The organism is Ensifer sp., assembly GCF_031989085.1.
Taxonomy (GTDB): Bacteria; Pseudomonadota; Alphaproteobacteria; order Rhizobiales; family Rhizobiaceae; genus Ensifer.
In genome coordinates, this window is the sequence record NZ_DALZXU010000005.1 from 1 (window position 1) to 15402 (window position 15402).

The following is a 15402-nucleotide window of genomic DNA, read 5'->3' on the forward strand; positions in this document are numbered from 1 at the left end:
GGTGGCGGCGCGCCGCATCGCTCCATCGGCCAGGGTGGTGGCGGCGGCGGTCGCGCCATGTCGCGTGGCGGCGGTGGCGGTCGGCATGGTGGTGGCGGTCGTGGCGGTGGCGGCGGACGCCGTCGTTAAGGCGCGAGAAACGGGAGCTAGAGGGCAATGACCATGGATCGTCAGCGCATGAAATTCCGCCCGGCTTTCGGGCTCATCCTCATCAGCCTTGCCGCGCTCGCCGGAAGCGCCATTGCCGCGGAGGATCCGCCGGCCGGACTTGCAGATTACATCTCGACAACGGAACCGCCGACATTCGACGACCCCGAGAAGGCGTTGGCGGCGTTCAAGGACACGCTCGGCGCGGCTGATCTCGGCAAACTGGCCGCCTTGCTCGGCCTTGATGCGGAAAAGCTGAAAAAGAGCGAGGGGGTCAACGATACCTTCGAGAAGATCAAGGCGGGCGCTGCCAAGAAGGTGGTGCTGACCGACGAGGATGGCCGCAAGGTCATCGAAATCGGCGACGAACTCTGGCCGCTGCCGTTCCCGATCACCAAGGACGACGGTGGCAAATGGGCCTTCGACACCTACGCAGGCATCGAGGAGATCATCAACCGGCGCGTCGGCGAGAACGAACTCGAGGCGATCAGCACGGTGCGCTCGTATGTGGATGCGCAGGAGGAGTATGCCGAGGAAGACCACGATGGCGATGGCGTGCTCGAATACGCTCAGAAGCTGATTTCGAGCGCGGGCAAGACCGACGGCCTGTATTGGCCCGCCGAACAGGGCGATGGCGACAGCCCCGCGGGTGACCTGTCGCAGGCCCAGCTCGACAAGGCCAAGGCGAACGAGGGCTATTACGGCTATCGCTTCAAGATCCTGACGCGCCAGGGCGGAAACATCGCCGGCGGCGCCTATGACTATGTCATCAACGGCAACATGATCGCCGGCTTCGGGCTGGTCGCCTGGCCGGTGAAATATGGCGAAACGGGTATCCATACCTTCGTCGTCAACCGTAACGGTATTGTCTACCAGGCCGATCTCGGCGCGGGAACGGATGCGATGGCGCGCGACATCAAGCAGTTCAATCCCAATGACAACTGGACCATTACCGAGGATTGATCGCCATTGACCTTAGAGAACGGGGTGCAAGCCGAAACGGGCAAAGCGGCGGCCGCGCCGCGACGTGGTGAAACCGCTGCCAGGGACTATCTCGCAGCCCATGGCGGGCCGTTCTTCGAGCTGCAGCGACGGTTGGGACTGCTTCACGAAAAGTCGCTGAAATCCGGCCGACGCGCGTTGCTGTTTGTCGCGCTTGCCTGGTTCGTGCCGCTGCTGCTGGGCATGCCGCGCAGCTTCCTGGCCCCGGATACGCCCGGCTCATATCTTGGCGATCTTGGCGTCTGGGGTCGTTTCGTCTTCGGCATCGGGGCATTCGTGCTGGCCGAGCAACAGGTCGAGCGGGGCTTGCACGTCAAGCTCGGTCAGTTCCTGAAGGCGCCGCTGATTGCCCCCGGTTCGGTCGGGGCATTCGCCGATGCGGTGACCACCGCACTGGTGCGACGCGATTCGCGCGTTGCGGAGGCAGTCTGCCTCATCCTCGCGGTTGCCGCAGCGGCGATGGCTTTTTTGAACACGCATGCCGCAACGGAATCGTCCTGGGCCGTCGTGGTTTCGCCCGAGGGAAACCGCCTGACCGCGACCGCGTGGTGGATGGTGTTCGTCAGCCAGCCGATGTTCTTCTTTCTGCTGCTGCGCGGGCTTTGGCGACATCTGGTCTGGGCACAGCTCCTGCGCCGGATCGCGCGGCTGGACCTGCGGCTGGTGGCAACCCATCCCGATGGCAACGGCGGGCTGGGTTTCCTAGCAAGCTATCCGAATGCCTATGTTCTCTTCATTTTCGGCGTCAGTGCCGCAATCGGCGCAGCCGTCGCCAAACATCTGCTGCAGGAAAGCCTGACCACCACGACCTTCAGCATCATTGCAAGCGGGTGGCTGGTGATCGTGCTGGCCCTGTTTGCCTATCCGCTATCGGCCTTCTCCAAGCCACTCGCGGAGTTAAAGGAAAAAAGCCTGCTGATGCTGGGCACGCAGGCCACTCGCTATCAACGCCTGAACGAGCGCAAGATCCTGGGGACCAATGTTGCCGCCGCAAGTGCGGACGAGGCGCAGCAGGCAGATGATATCGCCGACCCGTCAAAGCAGTTCGAAACGACACGCAAGCTGTCGGCGATGCTGCTGAGCCGCTCGGCCGTCGTGCCGGTGGCAGCCGCGGCACTGCTGCCCATCGCCGCTGCCGGTGCCACCATTCTGCCCTACAAGGAAGTGTTCTCGGTGCTCAAGAAGCTGCTGCTGCTCTAGGAACATCCTAATCCAGACGGCAACACAGAAACGCTCCCTGCCTTTAGGCGCTTCCCGCCGGATAACCGCTCCGCACTTTTGCCGCTGTGGTATGACCGGCGCCGTCCCGCTCAGGGGGCCGCGCCAAAGAAGGTGAGGCGGCTGAAGAGCACATAGTGCGATTCCGAGACCATCAGCGCGACGAAGACCAAAACCAGAAGCGGCGGCAGCAGGATGGCATAGATCAACGCCAGCCGCTCCCAGGCCATGTGCATGAAGACGGCGACGATGAGCCCGGCCTTCAGCATCATGAACAGCAGGATCAGCGACCATCTGAGATATCCCTGCAGGCCGACATAATCGACCATGTAGGAGAAAGCGCTGAGCACGAACAGCAAACCCCAGACCAGCAGATAGAGGCCGATCGGATGCTGCTGGTGCTCTTTCGCTGCGATATGTGCCGGTGCTTCAGTCATGGCGGTTCCTCACCAGAGATAGAAGAATGCGAAGATGAAGACCCAGACGAGGTCGACGAAGTGCCAGTAAAGGCCGGTGATTTCGACGATCTCGTACTGTCCCTTGCGGCTGGTAAAGAAGCCGCGCTTGCCGGTTTCGAAGTCGCCGCGCCAGACTTTTCGCGCGATGATCAAAAGGAAGATGACGCCGATCGTCACATGCGTGCCGTGGAAGCCGGTGATCATGAAGAAGGTGGAGCCGAACTGTGGCGCGCCCCAGGGGTTGCCCCAGGGGCGCACGCCCTCTGAGATCAGCTTGGTCCATTCGAACGCCTGCATGCCGACGAAGGTGGCGCCGAAAAGCGCGGTCAGCAGCATCAGCGCCGCCGTCTTGCGCCGGTCGCGGCGATAGCCATAGTTGACCGCCATCGCCATGGTGCCGCTCGATGAGATCAGGACGAAGGTCATGATCGCGATCAGGATCAGCGGCACGTCGGAGCCGCCGATGTGCAGCGCGAAAACCTCGCTCGGGTTTGGCCAGGGCACGGCAGTCGACATGCGCGCCGACATGTATGCGACGAGGAAGCAGCCGAAGACGAAGGTGTCGCTCAAGAGAAAGATCCACATCATGGCCTTTCCCCAGGAGACGTTCTTGAAGGTGCGTTGATCCGACGCCCAGTCGGCGGCAAAGCCGGCAAGCCCCGACGGCCGGGGCAGGGGCTCTGTGACGGGAGAATGTGTCGGCGCGGACATGGGCAGCTCCTAGGTCAAGATTTGCCGGCAGAGGTCGATGAAGTCGTTGGCCCAGCCGGAAAACAGCGCAAACAGCACGATCCAGACGGCGAGCATGAAGTGCCAGTAGGTGGCGCAGAGCGTGATCGACAGCGTGCCCTTGGCGTCGATCGGCCCCTTGCGGGTCGCAAGCAGGGTACGGACAAGGGCGATCAGGCCGCCGACGATGTGCAGGCCGTGCATGGCGGTAATCATGTAGAAGAAGCTGTTGGCCGGATTGTCGGCCAGGCGGTAGCCGGCGTCCGTGAGTTCACGCCAGGCGAAGACCTGGCCGGCGAGGAAGGCGAGGCCAAGGGCGAGTGCGGCGATAAGCGACGTGCGAGCGGCATCGTCGCGGTGGCGTTCGGCCGATAGCCTGGCTGCATGGAGCGTCAGGCTTCCGGCTGCAAGCACGGCCGTGTTGAGCCAGAGGAGCTTCGGCATCGGCGTCGACCACCAGTCGGTCGATGCCATGCGCATGAAATAGGCGCTGATGAACAGCGTGAACAGCGCGCCGACGACGGCAAGGAATACGCCAAGCCCAAGTCTGGCCGGTTCGATCGGATGGCGGCCATGTGGCCGCGGGTCGTGGTGATGGCCGACTTCCAGCCAGGGTTTCGACAGCATGCGCTGCTGCGAAAGCCACCAGCCGGCGATCGCGGCAATGACCGCAAGGAAGATCAGCGTGACGGTCATGTCGCCGTCTCCCGCGTCAGGTGGTCGGGGCCGGGCTGGTTCTGCGGGATGAAATCCTCAGGTGCGCCCGGCACGCTGTAGTCATAGGCCCAACGATAGACCACCGGCAGATCCTTGCCCCAATTGCCGTGGCGTGGTGGCGTCTCGGGCGTCTGCCATTCGAGCGTGGTTGCCCGCCAGGGATTGCCGCCGGCCTGACGACCGTGACGAATGCTCCAGACGAGGTTGAAGAGGAAGACGATCTGAGCCGCCCCGACGATGAGGGCGACGATGGTGATGAACTCGTTGAGCGTGTGGGCCGAGGCCGGGACGAAAGCGGTGTCACCCATTTCGTAGTAGCGCCGGGGAACGCCGATCAGGCCGAGATAGTGCATCGGGAAGAAGATGAGGTAGGCGCCGACGAACGTGACCCAGAAGTGAAGCTGACCCATCGCCTCGTTGAGCATGCGTCCGGTGACTTTCGGATACCAGTGATAAATGGCGCCGAAGATGACGAGGATGGGAGCGACACCCATGACCATGTGGAAATGGGCAACGACGAACATGGTGTCGGAGAGCGGCACGTCGACGACGACATTGCCGAGGAAGAGGCCGGTCAGCCCGCCATTGACGAAGGTGACGATGAAGCCGAGCGCAAACAGCATCGGCAGGTTGAGGTGGATATCGCCCCGCCACAATGTCAGCACCCAGTTGTAGACTTTCAGTGCGGTCGGCACGGCGATGATGAGCGTCGTCGTGGCGAAGAAGAAGCCGAAATACGGGTTCATGCCGCTGACATACATGTGGTGCGCCCAGACGACGAAGGAGAGCGCGCCGATGACGACGATCGCCCAGACCATCATGCGGTAGCCGAAGATGTTCTTGCGGGCATGGGTGCTGATGAGATCGGAGACAATGCCGAAGGCGGGCAGGGCGACGATATAGACTTCGGGATGACCGAAAAACCAGAAGAGGTGCTGGAACAGGATCGGGCTGCCGCCGCCATGTTGCAGCTGTTCGCCCATCTCGACGATCGCCGGCATGAAGAAGCTGGTCCCAAGAACACGGTCGAACATCATCATGACGCAGGCGACGAAGAGGGCGGGAAAGGCAAGCAGCGCCATGACCGTCGCCGTGAAGATGCCCCAGATCGTCAGCGGCATGCGCATCAGCGTCATGCCGCGCGCGCGGCCCTGCAGCACGGTGACCACATAGTTGAGCCCGCCCATGGTGAAGCCGATGATGAACAGGATGAGCGAGGAGAGCATCAGAAGGATGCCCCAGTCCTTGCCGCCGGGCGTGCCGGAGAGAACGGCCTGCGGCGGGTAGAGTGTCCAGCCGGCGCCGGTCGGCCCACCCGGCGCGAAAAAGCTCGAGGCCAGCACGAGCACGGCGAGAAGATAGAGCCAGTAACTCAGCATGTTGGCGTAGGGAAACACCATGTCGCGTGCGCCGAGCATCAGCGGGATCAGGTAGTTGCCGAAGCCGCCGAGGAACAGGGCCGTCAGCAGATAGATCACCATGATCATCCCGTGCATGGTGATGAACTGGTAATAGCGCTCCGCGTCGATGAAGGCGAACTGGCCCGGAAAGCCAAGCTGCAGGCGCATCAGCCAGGACAGAACGAGCGCCACCATGCCGATGGCGATGGCGGTCGAGGCATATTGCACGGCGATGATCTTGGCATCCTGGCTGAAGACGTAGCGCGTCCACCAGCTATGGGGATGGTAGAGCTCGACATCCTCCACTTCGGCGTGTTCGAGCGCCCCATCGGTGCCTGACCGGATATCGACCATCTAAACTCTCCCAACAATGGCCGTCGGGGCGCCTCCTACCGCGCCGGGGCGGCATTTTCTGCCTGTGCCGTTTCCTTTGTCTGCGCTTGCGCCATCAGCTGCGAAAACGTCTGCTGGCTCGCGAGCCAGGTCTGGTAGTCCTCCGGGCTGTCGACAACGACGGTGCCGCGCATCTGCGGGTGGCCGACGCCGCACAGTTCGGCGCAAAGAACCTCGAAGGTGCCGGTGCGCGTCGGGGTCAGCCAGAAATAGGTGACCATGCCCGGCACCATGTCCATCTTGGCGCGGAACTCGGGCACATAGAAATCGTGCAGCACGTCGACCGAGCGCAACAGCATCTTGACCGGCTTGCCGATCTCCAGATGCAGCTCGCCGCCTTCGATGACGATGTCGTCGAGGGCGGCTGCGTCGTTGCGGTTGAGACCGAGCGAATTTTCCGGCGAGATGTCGCGCGTCTCCGAGGTGCCGAGCTTGCCGTCGGCGCCGGGCAGGCGGAAGCTCCACAACCATTGCTGCCCGACAACCTCGACCTCGCCGGCGCCATCGGGCACGGTGACGAACTGGTGCCAGACGAACAGGCCCGGTGTCAGCATGGCGGCGACGCCGAGCGTTGTTCCGGCCGCCAGCCAGCCTTCAAGCTTCTTGTTTTCCGGTTCATAGGCCGCCCGGTTTCCCGGGCGGTGCCGAAAACGCAAGACGCAATAGGCCATGAACAGCACCACGGCGACGAAAACGACGCCGGTGATCCAGAAGGTGATGATGAGTGTATTGTCTATGTAGTTCCAGTTGGACGCGATCGGCGTCCACCACCACGGGCTCAACAAATGGAACAACACCGATCCGGCGGCCAGCAAAACCAGAATAACCACCACGGCCATTTCTTGTCCCTCCTCGCCGCTTGCGGCTGTGGGCATGAATACGCAATCCGTAGAGTTTCCAAATGCAAGTATTGCACGAACGGGAAATACTCGCAATTGACCGTTCGGTTGAGCGCCTGTCGCCGGCCTCAACCGTTGCATCTATTGCGAATATTGCTTGAGATAGGCGAGCAGGTTGGAGATGTCGCCGTCATCCTTGAGGCCCGGAAAGACCATCTTGGTGCCTTTCACCTTCGCCTTCGGATTGTGGAGATAGTCGCGCAAGGTCGTCTCGTCCCAGACGAGCCCACCCTTGCCGGCGTCGATCATCGCCGTCGAATACTTGAAGTCGGGATGGGTGCCGGCGGTGCGGCCGAGCACGTGGTTGAGTGACGGGCCGACCTTGTTGGTATCGCTGTCGACGATATGACAGATCGCGCATTTCTTGAAGACGGTCGCACCGGCCGTCGCATCGCCCTCTTGCGCAAGGGCGGCGATGGGACAGAGCAGCGTTGTCGAAAAGGCAAGGGCAACAACAAAATTTCGCATGACACTTCCTCAATATCGCCGGGCGCGGGGCAAGGAAGGCTATCGTCAATTCATCGTTTTGGCGGTACTTGCTTCTCTCAATTGGGCGCCACGGACGGTTGATACTTGCGACGGCATGACGGTACGCCTCGCCCGGAAGATGTCAATCTCCGGTCTTGGGCGATAGAGCCCGCGCTGTCAGGCGCGGGCACTGTGGTCGTCAAACGCGGTTGCCGTCAGCGTCAAAGAAGTGCAGGCGTTCCGGCGGCAGGCGCACGGGGATTTCGCCCGACGCCTTGAGGAAAGCGCGGTCGTTGGTGAAGGCCTTGAAGATGGCCTTGCCGAAGGACAGATGCAGGATGATGCCGAAGCCGGTCGGCTCGACGAGGTCGACCGTAGCCTTCAGCGCATCCGGTGCCGCAACGCCGATCTCGACATGTTCGGGCCGGATGCCGAGCGTGGCGCGGGCGCCGTCGGAAAGCTCGGCATGCATCTCAGCCGGAATGGTGACGCCGCCCGCCGTCTCGAAGCGCGGTGCCGTGCCATTATGATAGGTGCCTTCGAAGAAGTTCATGCCGGGCGAACCGATGAAGCCGGCAACGAAGAGGTTGGCCGGGCGATCGTAGAGATCGAGCGGGCTTCCGACCTGCTGGACGAAGCCGCCGTTCATGGCGACGATCCGGTCGGCGAGCGTCATCGCCTCGATCTGGTCGTGCGTGACGTAGATCGAGGTGGCGCCGAGATCCTTGTGCAGCTTCTTGATTTCGGCACGCATCTGCTCGCGCAGGCGCGCGTCGAGGTTTGACAGCGGCTCGTCGAAGAGGAAGGCCTTGGGTTCGCGCACGATGGCGCGGCCCATGGCGACACGCTGGCGCTGACCGCCGGAAAGCGCGCGCGGCCGGCGCTCGAGCAGCGGATCGAGCCCGAGCTTGGAGGCGGCACCGGAGACGACGCTTGCGATCTTCTCCTTGGCTGTCTTCCTGAGGCGCAGACTGTAGCTCATGTTCTTGGCGACCGACATATGCGGGTAGAGCGCATAGGACTGGAACACCATGGCGATGTCGCGGTCCTTCGGAGCAAGCTCGTTGACGCGTTTTCCGGCGATGCGGATTTCGCCCGAAGTCACGCTTTCAAGGCCTGCGATCATGCGCAGCAGCGTGGACTTGCCGCAACCGGAAGGGCCGACCAGCACGACGAATTCGCCGTCGCCGATCTTCAGGTCGACGTCGTGCAGCACCGGGTGGATGCCGTAGGATTTACGGATATTGGCGATATCGATGGAAGCCATGATGTATCCTCAGCCTTTGACCGCGCCGGCCGTCAGGCCCTGGACGAGATAGCGTTGAATGAGCAGGAAGAAGAGGCAGGCCGGGATCAGCGCCAGCACGCCGGCGGCCATCATCTGGCCGAAGTCGACCGAGAATTTCGACACGAAGGACAAAAGTCCGACCGGGAATGTCGCCTGGTCGTTGCCCGAAATCAGCATCAGCGAGAACAGAAGCTCGCTCCAGGCGGCGGTGAAGACGAAACCGAGCGTGGCGGCGATGCCGGGAAGTGTCAGCGGCAGGATGATCTGGCGGAAGGCGACGAACTGGGTCGCTCCGTCGATCATCGCCGCCTCTTCGAGATCCTTGGGAATGCCGTCGAAGAAGGACTGCATCAGGAAGGTGGCAAAGGGCACGTTGAACGCGGTGTAGACGATGACGAGGCCCGTCAGGCTGTTGGTCAGGCCCATTGGCGACAGGATCTTGAAGATCGGCGCGACCAGCATGACGAGCGGGAACATCTGCGTCAGCAGCATCAGCGCCACGAGCCAGTATTTGCCGCGGAAATTGAAGCGTGACAGCGCGTAGCCGGAGAGCGAGGCCAGCAGAGTGACGATGACGGCGGTGGAGCCGGAGACGATCAGGCTGTTCTTGAAGAAGGTCGGAAAGGCGCTGTGGCGCAGCACGAAATCGAAATGATCGAGCGTGGCGCGCGAGGGCCAGAGGCGGATGCCTTCGGAATAGAGCAGATCGTTCGGCGTCACCGCCACTTTCAGGAGCCAGTAGAGCGGGAAGAGCGCGAAGGCGATATAGGCGAGGATCGCCAGCCGGTGCGCTGTGATCAGGAGGATGGGTTTGGCGCGCATTGTCTCAATCCTTGCTCAGCAGCCATTGCCGCAGGATGACGATCAGCATGGAATAGGCGAGCAGCAGTGCCAGCAGCACCAGCGCGATCGCCGAGGCGTAGCCGAAGTCCAGCCGCTTGAAGGCCTGGGTGAAGATGTAGCTGGCAACGATCTGGGTGCGATCAGCCGGCCCGCCATTGGTCATGACGATGATCAGATCGGCGAAGTTCGAAATCCAGACGGTGCGAAGCAGAATGGTGATGGCGATGGTCGGTGCGAGGAAGGGCAGCGTGATCGACAGGAAGCGCTGCACCGGGCCGGCGCCGTCGATGCTGGCGGCCTCATAGAGATCGCGCGGGATCGCCTGAAGGGCGGCCAGCAAGGTGATGGCGAAGAAGGGGATGCCCCACCAGACATTGGCGATGATCGGCCCCCACATCGCCAGCTGCGGATCGGAGAGAATGTTGGAGGGCTCGCTCATGAGCCCGAGCGCGTAGAACCAGTGCGGCAAGGGTCCGACGACCGGATTGAACAGCCAGGACCAGTTGAGGCCGGCGAGAAAGCTCGGCACCGCCCAGGGCAGGAAGACGAGCGCCTGGGCAAGCCCGCGGCCATAGAACGGCTTGTCGAGCAGGAGCGCGAGAATGAGCCCGAGGAAAAACTGCAGGAAGACCGAGGCGCCGGTCCACCACAGCGTGTTGCGTAGCGCCCGGTAGAAGGCCTGGTCCTGCGACAGCGCCCGGAAATGATCAAGGCCGATGAAGGCGCCGGAGAACGGATTGAGCAGCTGGATATCGCGGAAGGCGTAGGACACGCCGAGCGCCAGCGGCACGAGCATGACGGCGACGATCAGGATGATCGCCGGCGCGCTGTAGAGATAGGGCGCTGCCCCATCGGCGATGCGCTTCATCAGCGGCGTCCTGCTTGCGGGCAGGCCGTCTTGGCGGGCGACATAGGCCATCGATCGAAATTTCCCCTGTGCGGCCGCCGGTTTTTTATGGCGTGCCCTTGTGTTCAAGACATCGTGTTCAAGACATCGAGTGACCGGCGGCGCCGAGAAGACGCCGCCGGTCGAAGGCTCACTTCTTGGCGAGGTGCTTCTGCTGCGCCTTGGTGAGGTAGTCGGCCCACTGGTTGGCGAGTTCCTCCGGCGTGATGTCGCCAAGCAGGGCTTCCTGCGTGGTCTTGATCGCCAGCGAATCCTTGAAGAAGGCGAATTCCTCGAGGTAGGTCGGCATGACCGTCAGCACTACGTCCTTGTCGGCAAGCTCGTCGAACCAGCCCTTGAACTGGGGGCTCGCATAGAAGGGATCCTTCTCGGCCGCCTTATGGACCGGCAGCGCGCCGGTGCGCTTGTTCCACTCGATGTTGCCCTCAGGTCCTTCGAGCGTCTCGATCAGCTTCCAGGAGAGATCCTTGTTCTGGCTTGCCGACAGCATCGACCAGCCGGCAAAGCCGATGGTGGTGAACGCCTTGCCGCTCGGGCCCTTCGGCATGGTGGTGACGCCGAAGTCTTCCGACTTCATCCGCTCGGCAATGGCGATCAGCGCATCCGGGTCCTGGTCGAGGAAGGCGCACGTGCCGCTATAGAAACCGGCGACGATTTCGTTGAAGCCCCAGTTGACGCTGTCCTTTGGTGCCAGGCCCTTCTTGTAGAGGTCGATCACCCAGGTCAGGCCCTTGACCCAGCCTTCGCTGTTCATGGTCGAGGTGCCGTCCTCGTTGAAGAACTTGTTGCTGCCGGCCATGGTGGCGCCGAACATCACCCAGCCGTTGAGACCGCCCGGACCGCCGCGCAGGCAGTAGCCGGATTTGCCCGGAAGCTTGGAGACGGCTTCCGATGCCTTGACGAAATCGTCCATCGTCTTCGGCGGCTCGCTGACGCCGGCTTCCGACAGGAGCTTCTTGTTGTAGAACATGGCGCGCAGGTAGAAGCCGTAGGGCAGCATATAGGCGGTGTTCTTGATGTCGCGGCCGAGCTCCAGCGTGCGCTCGGTGAGGCCCGGCGTGTGCTCCCACTTGGCAAGGTAGGGCTCGAGGCTCTCGAGCATGCCGTTGTTGGCATAGAGCGACAGCCAGGTGTCGGGCATTTCCATCACGTCGGGCAGTTCGCCGGCCGAAACCATGGTGGCGAACTTCTGGAAGGCTTCGCCCCAGGGCAGCGAGATGATCTCGACGGTCGTGCCGGGGTTCGCCGCTTCGAACTTGGCGACGATCGACTTCAGCGTCTCTGTGCGCTCGGGGCTGGTGATGACCTCGACGAGCTTCAGCTTGGTATCGGCCAGTGCGCTTCCTGCCATCAGGGTGGCAAGCAGAGTGGCGGTAATCAGTTTCCTCATTTTTGTTCCCTTTGTCTTTTGATGGTTTAGTCACATGTGATGAGCGGGACGCGTATCCCGCTCCTGTCAGCCTGACGAAGCGGCTGTGATCGCCGCTTCAAGATCGCTCCAGAGGGCCTCCGTTCCCTCCAGGCCGACATGGAGCCGTACTGACCGCGGCGAGATGCCGAAGGCGGCCGCGGAATTGGGCTGGGCTTTCTGCGACAGCACGACTTCGCCCGGCACGATCAGGCTTTCGTGGCCGCCCCAGGAGACGCCGAGCTTGAACAGCTCGAGGTGATCGGCAAAGCGCCTGACATCGACGCCTTCGCGGAAGATGAAGGAGAAGAGGCCCGACGTGCCAGAAAGGCCCGGTGGCAAGGTGTTGCCGAGCCCGGGGTGGCAAACGGTCTCGACCAGCGGATGCGCCTGCAGGCGCTGCGCCACCGTCAGCGCCGAGTGCTCGTGCGCCCTCATGCGGATCGGGAGCGTGCGCAGGCCGCGGATCAGGAGCCAGGCGTCGAAGGGCGACAGCTTGCCACCGAGATAGGGATAGGCTTCCGAGCGGATACGGCCGATCAGCTCCTTCGAACCGGCGACGACGCCGGCGACCACGTCCGAGTGGCCGCCGAGATACTTTGAGGCCGAATGGATGACGAGATCGACGCCGAGTGAAATCGGCTGCTGGAAGATCGGGCTCGCCCAGCTGTTGTCGATGGCGGTGATGATGCCCTGGTCCTTGGCGAGGCGGGCAAGGGAAGCGACGTCGTGGGTGTCCATCACCCAGCTTGTCGGGCTTTCCATGTAGAACAGCTTGGCGCCCGGAAGCGCCTTGGCGACCGCTTCCTCGTCGCGACCGTCGACATAGGTCACCTCGACCTTCATGCGCTTCAGATGTGTGCCGAAAAGTCGAAAGGCGTCGGGGTAGACATGGTTGACCGCGACGATCCGGTCACCGGGTTCGACGAAGGAGAGCACGGTCGACGAGATCGCCGACATGCCGCTGGCAAAGCCGATGGCGTCCTCTGCCCCTTCGAGCTTGGCCAGCATCTCCTCGAACATGCGCACCGTCGGGTTGAGGCCGCGGGTGTAGATCGGCCGCACGCGTTCGCCCTTGTAGGACGCGACCATGTCGTCATAGTCCTTGAAGGTGAACAGCGAGGTCTGGACGATCGGCGGCACGACGGCATCGAAGGCGTTGCCTTCGTCATGCGCGACGATCAGGGAGGCGTGGTCGAACGGATCGAGGCCGTTGTTCATTTGGACATTTCCTTGATGTCTTCCTCGACGATCGCGAGGATTTTCAGCGTTTCTTCGCGCGCGGTGTCAGGATCCTGTGCCGCGATCGCGTTGAAGAGGGTGCGGTGGAAGGGAAAGGAACGGCGAGCGAAATCCGTCCGATCGAAGGGATGATCCCAGAAGCGCTCGAATGCCTCGCGCATCTGTTCGAGCAGCTGTCGAAACAGCGGATTGTGGGTGGCGTCGTAGATCGCCAGGTGAAAGGCGAGGTCCTCAGGGCCGGAGGTGCCCTTGGCGATGTGCACACGCTCCATCTCATCGAGTTTTGTCTCGATGGTCTCGAGGTCCTTATCGGTGCGACGGCGCGCGGCGACCATGTTGGCCTCGACCTCGATGCCGCGACGAACCTCGAGCGTCATCAACAGCACGTCGCGAAGATGCCCAGCGTCGAGCGTCAACGGCATATGCACGGTGCCGGCCGAAATCGCTCTGAGCAGATATGTGCCGCTGCCCTTGCGCGCCTCGACGACGCCGAGCGCCTGGAAATGGCGAATGACCTCGCGCACGGTCGAGCGGCCGACGGCGAGCGCCGTCATCAGCTCGCGCTCCGCCGGCAGGCGATCGCCGGGTTTCAAACCTGATTGCTGGACGTAATTGGCGAGCGCGGCGATGACCTGCTGCGCCCGGTCGGCGGGCGGCAATGGCAGAAGCGCGGCTCTGGCCTGTTCAGTCATTCAGCTTCCCCCTCGGCGCCAAATTGGTCTGACATCTGATCAATATGACCAAGGCCAAGAAGGTGGTCAAGCGGGAACTTATAAAGTCTTTGGCGGTTGACCGTGCCGCGAGCAGGCGTAGACAGGAGGCAAGGAGCCAGAAGATGCTGAAATCAGGATATGTGTTCGCCGTCGCCATAGCCGGCGTGTTCTTTGCTTTGGTGGCTGCCGCGGGCGATGCGGAAGCGCAGATGCGCACCAGAAAGGGCGAGTATTACGAGGGCATCCAGCGCAAGCCCTATGGTCACTACTGGATCTGGCCGCCGGCCGAACAGCGCGAGCCGGCCTATGTGCCGCGTCGCGGCAAGGATGCGAACGGCAATCGCCCGCAGACGGGTCGCAAGCAGCCGACCCGGTAACAGAGCTGCGTCATCCAGCCAAGGCTGGTGGGACGCGGACAGAAAAGTGGCGCCCGAAGGCGCCACCAATGTCGTCTCAGATCTGTGCGACGTGAACGTCGCGCGACAGCGACGACAGGACTTCCGGGCCATCGGCGCGCAGGATGACGATATCCTCGAGCCGGATGCCGAAGCGGCCCGGCAGGTAGATGCCGGGCTCGATCGAGAACACCATGCCTTCTTCCAGCACCGTTTCCGACGTGGCGGTGATATAGGGCGGCTCGTGGCCGTCGATGCCCATGCCGTGACCGGTGCGGTGGACGAAGTACTCGCCATAGCCGGCATCTGCGATCACCTTGCGGGCGGCATCGTCGACTTCCTTGGCAAGAACGCCAGGGCGGGCGGCCTTCAGCGCCGCCTGGACGGCGCGCTCGACGATCGTGTGGATCTGGCCGTAACCTTCCGGCGCGCGGCCGACGATTGCCATGCGGGTGATGTCGCTCGGGAAGCCCTGCTTGCGGCCGCCGATGTCGATGACCACGGCATCGCCTTCGGCAATCACGCGCTCGCTGGCGGAGTGGTGCGGGAAGGCGCCGTTGCCGCTGGCACCGACGATCCAGAAGGCCGGTGCCGCGCCTTCGGAGGCGAAGTGCGCGCGGATTTCCGCTGCCAGTTCCTTTTCGGTCATGCCCGGGCGGATCTTGGCGAAGGCGGCCTGCATGGCGCGGTCGGCAATTCCGGCATTCATCTTCAGGAGATCGTATTCGCTTTTGTCCTTGCGCATGCGCAGCGCGCCGAGCGTTTCCTGCGTGAACGCGCGGGCCGTGTCTGCGGGCAGCGCATCGATCAGCAGCAGCGCGAAATCGGCGCGCATCGTCTCGTCGATCACCACGCCGCCGGGTGCCGCAGCGCCGATATCGGCAAGCGCGGCCGTCAGGGCGTCGGCCGGGCCGGTATCATCGGCCCAGTTGTGGAATGCAATGTCGGTGTGCTCGCGGGTTCCTTCAGCGTTGAGCGCCGGCATCAGGAAGGCCTCTTTTTCCGGGCCGATGAGCAGCAGGCAGGGGCGCTCGTCCGGGTGCGGGTGATAGCCGATCAGCCAATCCATGTGCGATCCCGGGGCGAGCGCGACCAGCCCGCTGCCGGTTTCGTTCATTTTGGTGCGCAGGGCGGCGAAGCGTGCTTTGGTCTGTTCTGTCATGGTCTTTCCAGTT

At 62.8% G+C, this 15402-nt stretch carries 16 protein-coding genes; 3 read left to right on the forward strand and 13 right to left on the reverse strand.

Annotated elements, in window-relative coordinates:
- Positions 1 to 156 precede the first annotated feature (156 nt).
- Positions 157 to 1110 carry a DUF2950 family protein gene (locus RTP54_RS20525; protein WP_312365520.1) on the forward strand — a complete coding sequence of 318 codons (954 nt, stop codon included), beginning with the start codon at positions 157 to 159 and terminating at the stop codon, positions 1108 to 1110.
- A 24-nt stretch (positions 1111 to 1134) separates the two neighbouring features.
- Positions 1135 to 2349 carry a hypothetical protein gene (locus tag RTP54_RS20530; RefSeq protein ID WP_112817568.1) on the forward strand — a complete coding sequence of 405 codons (1215 nt, stop codon included), beginning with the start codon at positions 1135 to 1137 and terminating at the stop codon, positions 2347 to 2349.
- A 110-nt stretch (positions 2350 to 2459) separates the two neighbouring features.
- Here RTP54_RS20530 and RTP54_RS20535 read toward each other — a convergent pair whose 3' ends face one another.
- The 12 genes from RTP54_RS20535 to RTP54_RS20590 all read right to left on the reverse strand — a co-directional run bounded on the left by RTP54_RS20535 (position 2460) and on the right by RTP54_RS20590 (position 13811).
- Entirely contained in the window at positions 2460 to 2804 is a 345-nt protein-coding gene (locus RTP54_RS20535; protein ID WP_112810546.1) for a cytochrome C oxidase subunit IV family protein, read from the reverse strand.
- Between the two features lie 9 nt (positions 2805 to 2813).
- A complete protein-coding gene (locus tag RTP54_RS20540; RefSeq protein WP_112810547.1) occupies positions 2814 to 3536 on the reverse strand; it encodes a heme-copper oxidase subunit III family protein in 723 nt (240 codons plus the stop codon).
- 9 nt (positions 3537 to 3545) lie between these two features.
- Positions 3546 to 4250: a cytochrome c oxidase subunit 3 gene (locus RTP54_RS20545; protein WP_312365526.1), complete on the reverse strand. Its 705-nt coding sequence runs from the start codon at positions 4248 to 4250 to the stop codon at positions 3546 to 3548.
- Positions 4247 to 6025: a cytochrome c oxidase subunit I gene (gene ctaD, locus RTP54_RS20550; protein ID WP_112810549.1), complete on the reverse strand. Its 1779-nt coding sequence runs from the start codon at positions 6023 to 6025 to the stop codon at positions 4247 to 4249. The genes RTP54_RS20545 and ctaD overlap by 4 nt, the downstream gene beginning before the upstream one ends.
- Positions 6026 to 6060: 35 nt before the next feature.
- Positions 6061 to 6903 (reverse strand): cytochrome c oxidase subunit II, encoded by an 843-nt coding sequence (locus RTP54_RS20555; protein ID WP_112817639.1) that lies wholly within the window; start codon positions 6901 to 6903, stop codon positions 6061 to 6063.
- A 141-nt stretch (positions 6904 to 7044) separates the two neighbouring features.
- Positions 7045 to 7431: a cytochrome c family protein gene (locus RTP54_RS20560; protein WP_312365528.1), complete on the reverse strand. Its 387-nt coding sequence runs from the start codon at positions 7429 to 7431 to the stop codon at positions 7045 to 7047.
- A 199-nt stretch (positions 7432 to 7630) separates the two neighbouring features.
- A complete protein-coding gene (locus RTP54_RS20565; RefSeq protein ID WP_112810551.1) occupies positions 7631 to 8698 on the reverse strand; it encodes an ABC transporter ATP-binding protein in 1068 nt (355 codons plus the stop codon).
- A 9-nt stretch (positions 8699 to 8707) separates the two neighbouring features.
- On the reverse strand, positions 8708 to 9541 hold the full coding sequence (locus tag RTP54_RS20570) for a carbohydrate ABC transporter permease (RefSeq protein ID WP_112817570.1): 834 nt from the start codon (positions 9539 to 9541) through the stop codon (positions 8708 to 8710).
- Positions 9542 to 9545: 4 nt separating this feature from the next.
- Complete coding sequence (locus RTP54_RS20575) at positions 9546 to 10481, reverse strand: carbohydrate ABC transporter permease (RefSeq protein WP_112810553.1); 936 nt, start codon at positions 10479 to 10481, stop codon at positions 9546 to 9548.
- Between the two features lie 118 nt (positions 10482 to 10599).
- Positions 10600 to 11859 carry an ABC transporter substrate-binding protein gene (locus RTP54_RS20580; RefSeq protein ID WP_112817572.1) on the reverse strand — a complete coding sequence of 420 codons (1260 nt, stop codon included), beginning with the start codon at positions 11857 to 11859 and terminating at the stop codon, positions 10600 to 10602.
- A gap of 66 nt (positions 11860 to 11925) precedes the next feature.
- Entirely contained in the window at positions 11926 to 13098 is a 1173-nt protein-coding gene (locus RTP54_RS20585) for a PLP-dependent transferase (RefSeq protein ID WP_312365533.1), read from the reverse strand.
- On the reverse strand, positions 13095 to 13811 hold the full coding sequence (locus RTP54_RS20590; protein WP_112810556.1) for a FadR/GntR family transcriptional regulator: 717 nt from the start codon (positions 13809 to 13811) through the stop codon (positions 13095 to 13097). The genes RTP54_RS20585 and RTP54_RS20590 overlap by 4 nt, the downstream gene beginning before the upstream one ends.
- A gap of 143 nt (positions 13812 to 13954) precedes the next feature.
- Here RTP54_RS20590 and RTP54_RS20595 point away from each other — a divergent pair, with 143 nt between their 5' ends.
- Positions 13955 to 14209: a hypothetical protein gene (locus RTP54_RS20595; protein ID WP_112810557.1), complete on the forward strand. Its 255-nt coding sequence runs from the start codon at positions 13955 to 13957 to the stop codon at positions 14207 to 14209.
- A 76-nt stretch (positions 14210 to 14285) separates the two neighbouring features.
- On the opposite strand, the gene RTP54_RS20600 is transcribed toward RTP54_RS20595, so the two are convergent.
- Positions 14286 to 15389, reverse strand: a complete 1104-nt coding sequence (locus RTP54_RS20600; RefSeq protein ID WP_312365539.1) for an aminopeptidase P family protein — start codon at positions 15387 to 15389, stop codon at positions 14286 to 14288.
- Positions 15390 to 15402 lie beyond the last annotated feature (13 nt).

Excerpts from the sequence above, each read along its gene's own strand:
- RTP54_RS20525 (WP_312365520.1), top strand. The coding sequence starts at position 157 with ATGACCATGGATCGTCAGCGCATGAAATTCCGCCCGGCTTTCGGGCTC.
- RTP54_RS20535 (WP_112810546.1), bottom strand. The coding sequence starts at position 2,804 with ATGACTGAAGCACCGGCACATATCGCAGCGAAAGAGCACCAGCAGCAT.
- RTP54_RS20540 (WP_112810547.1), bottom strand. The coding sequence starts at position 3,536 with ATGTCCGCGCCGACACATTCTCCCGTCACAGAGCCCCTGCCCCGGCCG.
- RTP54_RS20545 (WP_312365526.1), bottom strand. The coding sequence starts at position 4,250 with ATGACCGTCACGCTGATCTTCCTTGCGGTCATTGCCGCGATCGCCGGC.
- ctaD (WP_112810549.1), bottom strand. The coding sequence starts at position 6,025 with ATGGTCGATATCCGGTCAGGCACCGATGGGGCGCTCGAACACGCCGAA.
- RTP54_RS20555 (WP_112817639.1), bottom strand. The coding sequence starts at position 6,903 with ATGGCCGTGGTGGTTATTCTGGTTTTGCTGGCCGCCGGATCGGTGTTG.
- RTP54_RS20560 (WP_312365528.1), bottom strand. The coding sequence starts at position 7,431 with ATGCGAAATTTTGTTGTTGCCCTTGCCTTTTCGACAACGCTGCTCTGT.
- RTP54_RS20565 (WP_112810551.1), bottom strand. The coding sequence starts at position 8,698 with ATGGCTTCCATCGATATCGCCAATATCCGTAAATCCTACGGCATCCAC.
- RTP54_RS20570 (WP_112817570.1), bottom strand. The coding sequence starts at position 9,541 with ATGCGCGCCAAACCCATCCTCCTGATCACAGCGCACCGGCTGGCGATC.
- RTP54_RS20575 (WP_112810553.1), bottom strand. The coding sequence starts at position 10,481 with ATGGCCTATGTCGCCCGCCAAGACGGCCTGCCCGCAAGCAGGACGCCG.
- RTP54_RS20580 (WP_112817572.1), bottom strand. The coding sequence starts at position 11,859 with ATGAGGAAACTGATTACCGCCACTCTGCTTGCCACCCTGATGGCAGGA.
- RTP54_RS20585 (WP_312365533.1), bottom strand. The coding sequence starts at position 13,098 with ATGAACAACGGCCTCGATCCGTTCGACCACGCCTCCCTGATCGTCGCG.
- RTP54_RS20590 (WP_112810556.1), bottom strand. The coding sequence starts at position 13,811 with ATGACTGAACAGGCCAGAGCCGCGCTTCTGCCATTGCCGCCCGCCGAC.
- RTP54_RS20595 (WP_112810557.1), top strand. The coding sequence starts at position 13,955 with ATGCTGAAATCAGGATATGTGTTCGCCGTCGCCATAGCCGGCGTGTTC.
- RTP54_RS20600 (WP_312365539.1), bottom strand. The coding sequence starts at position 15,389 with ATGACAGAACAGACCAAAGCACGCTTCGCCGCCCTGCGCACCAAAATG.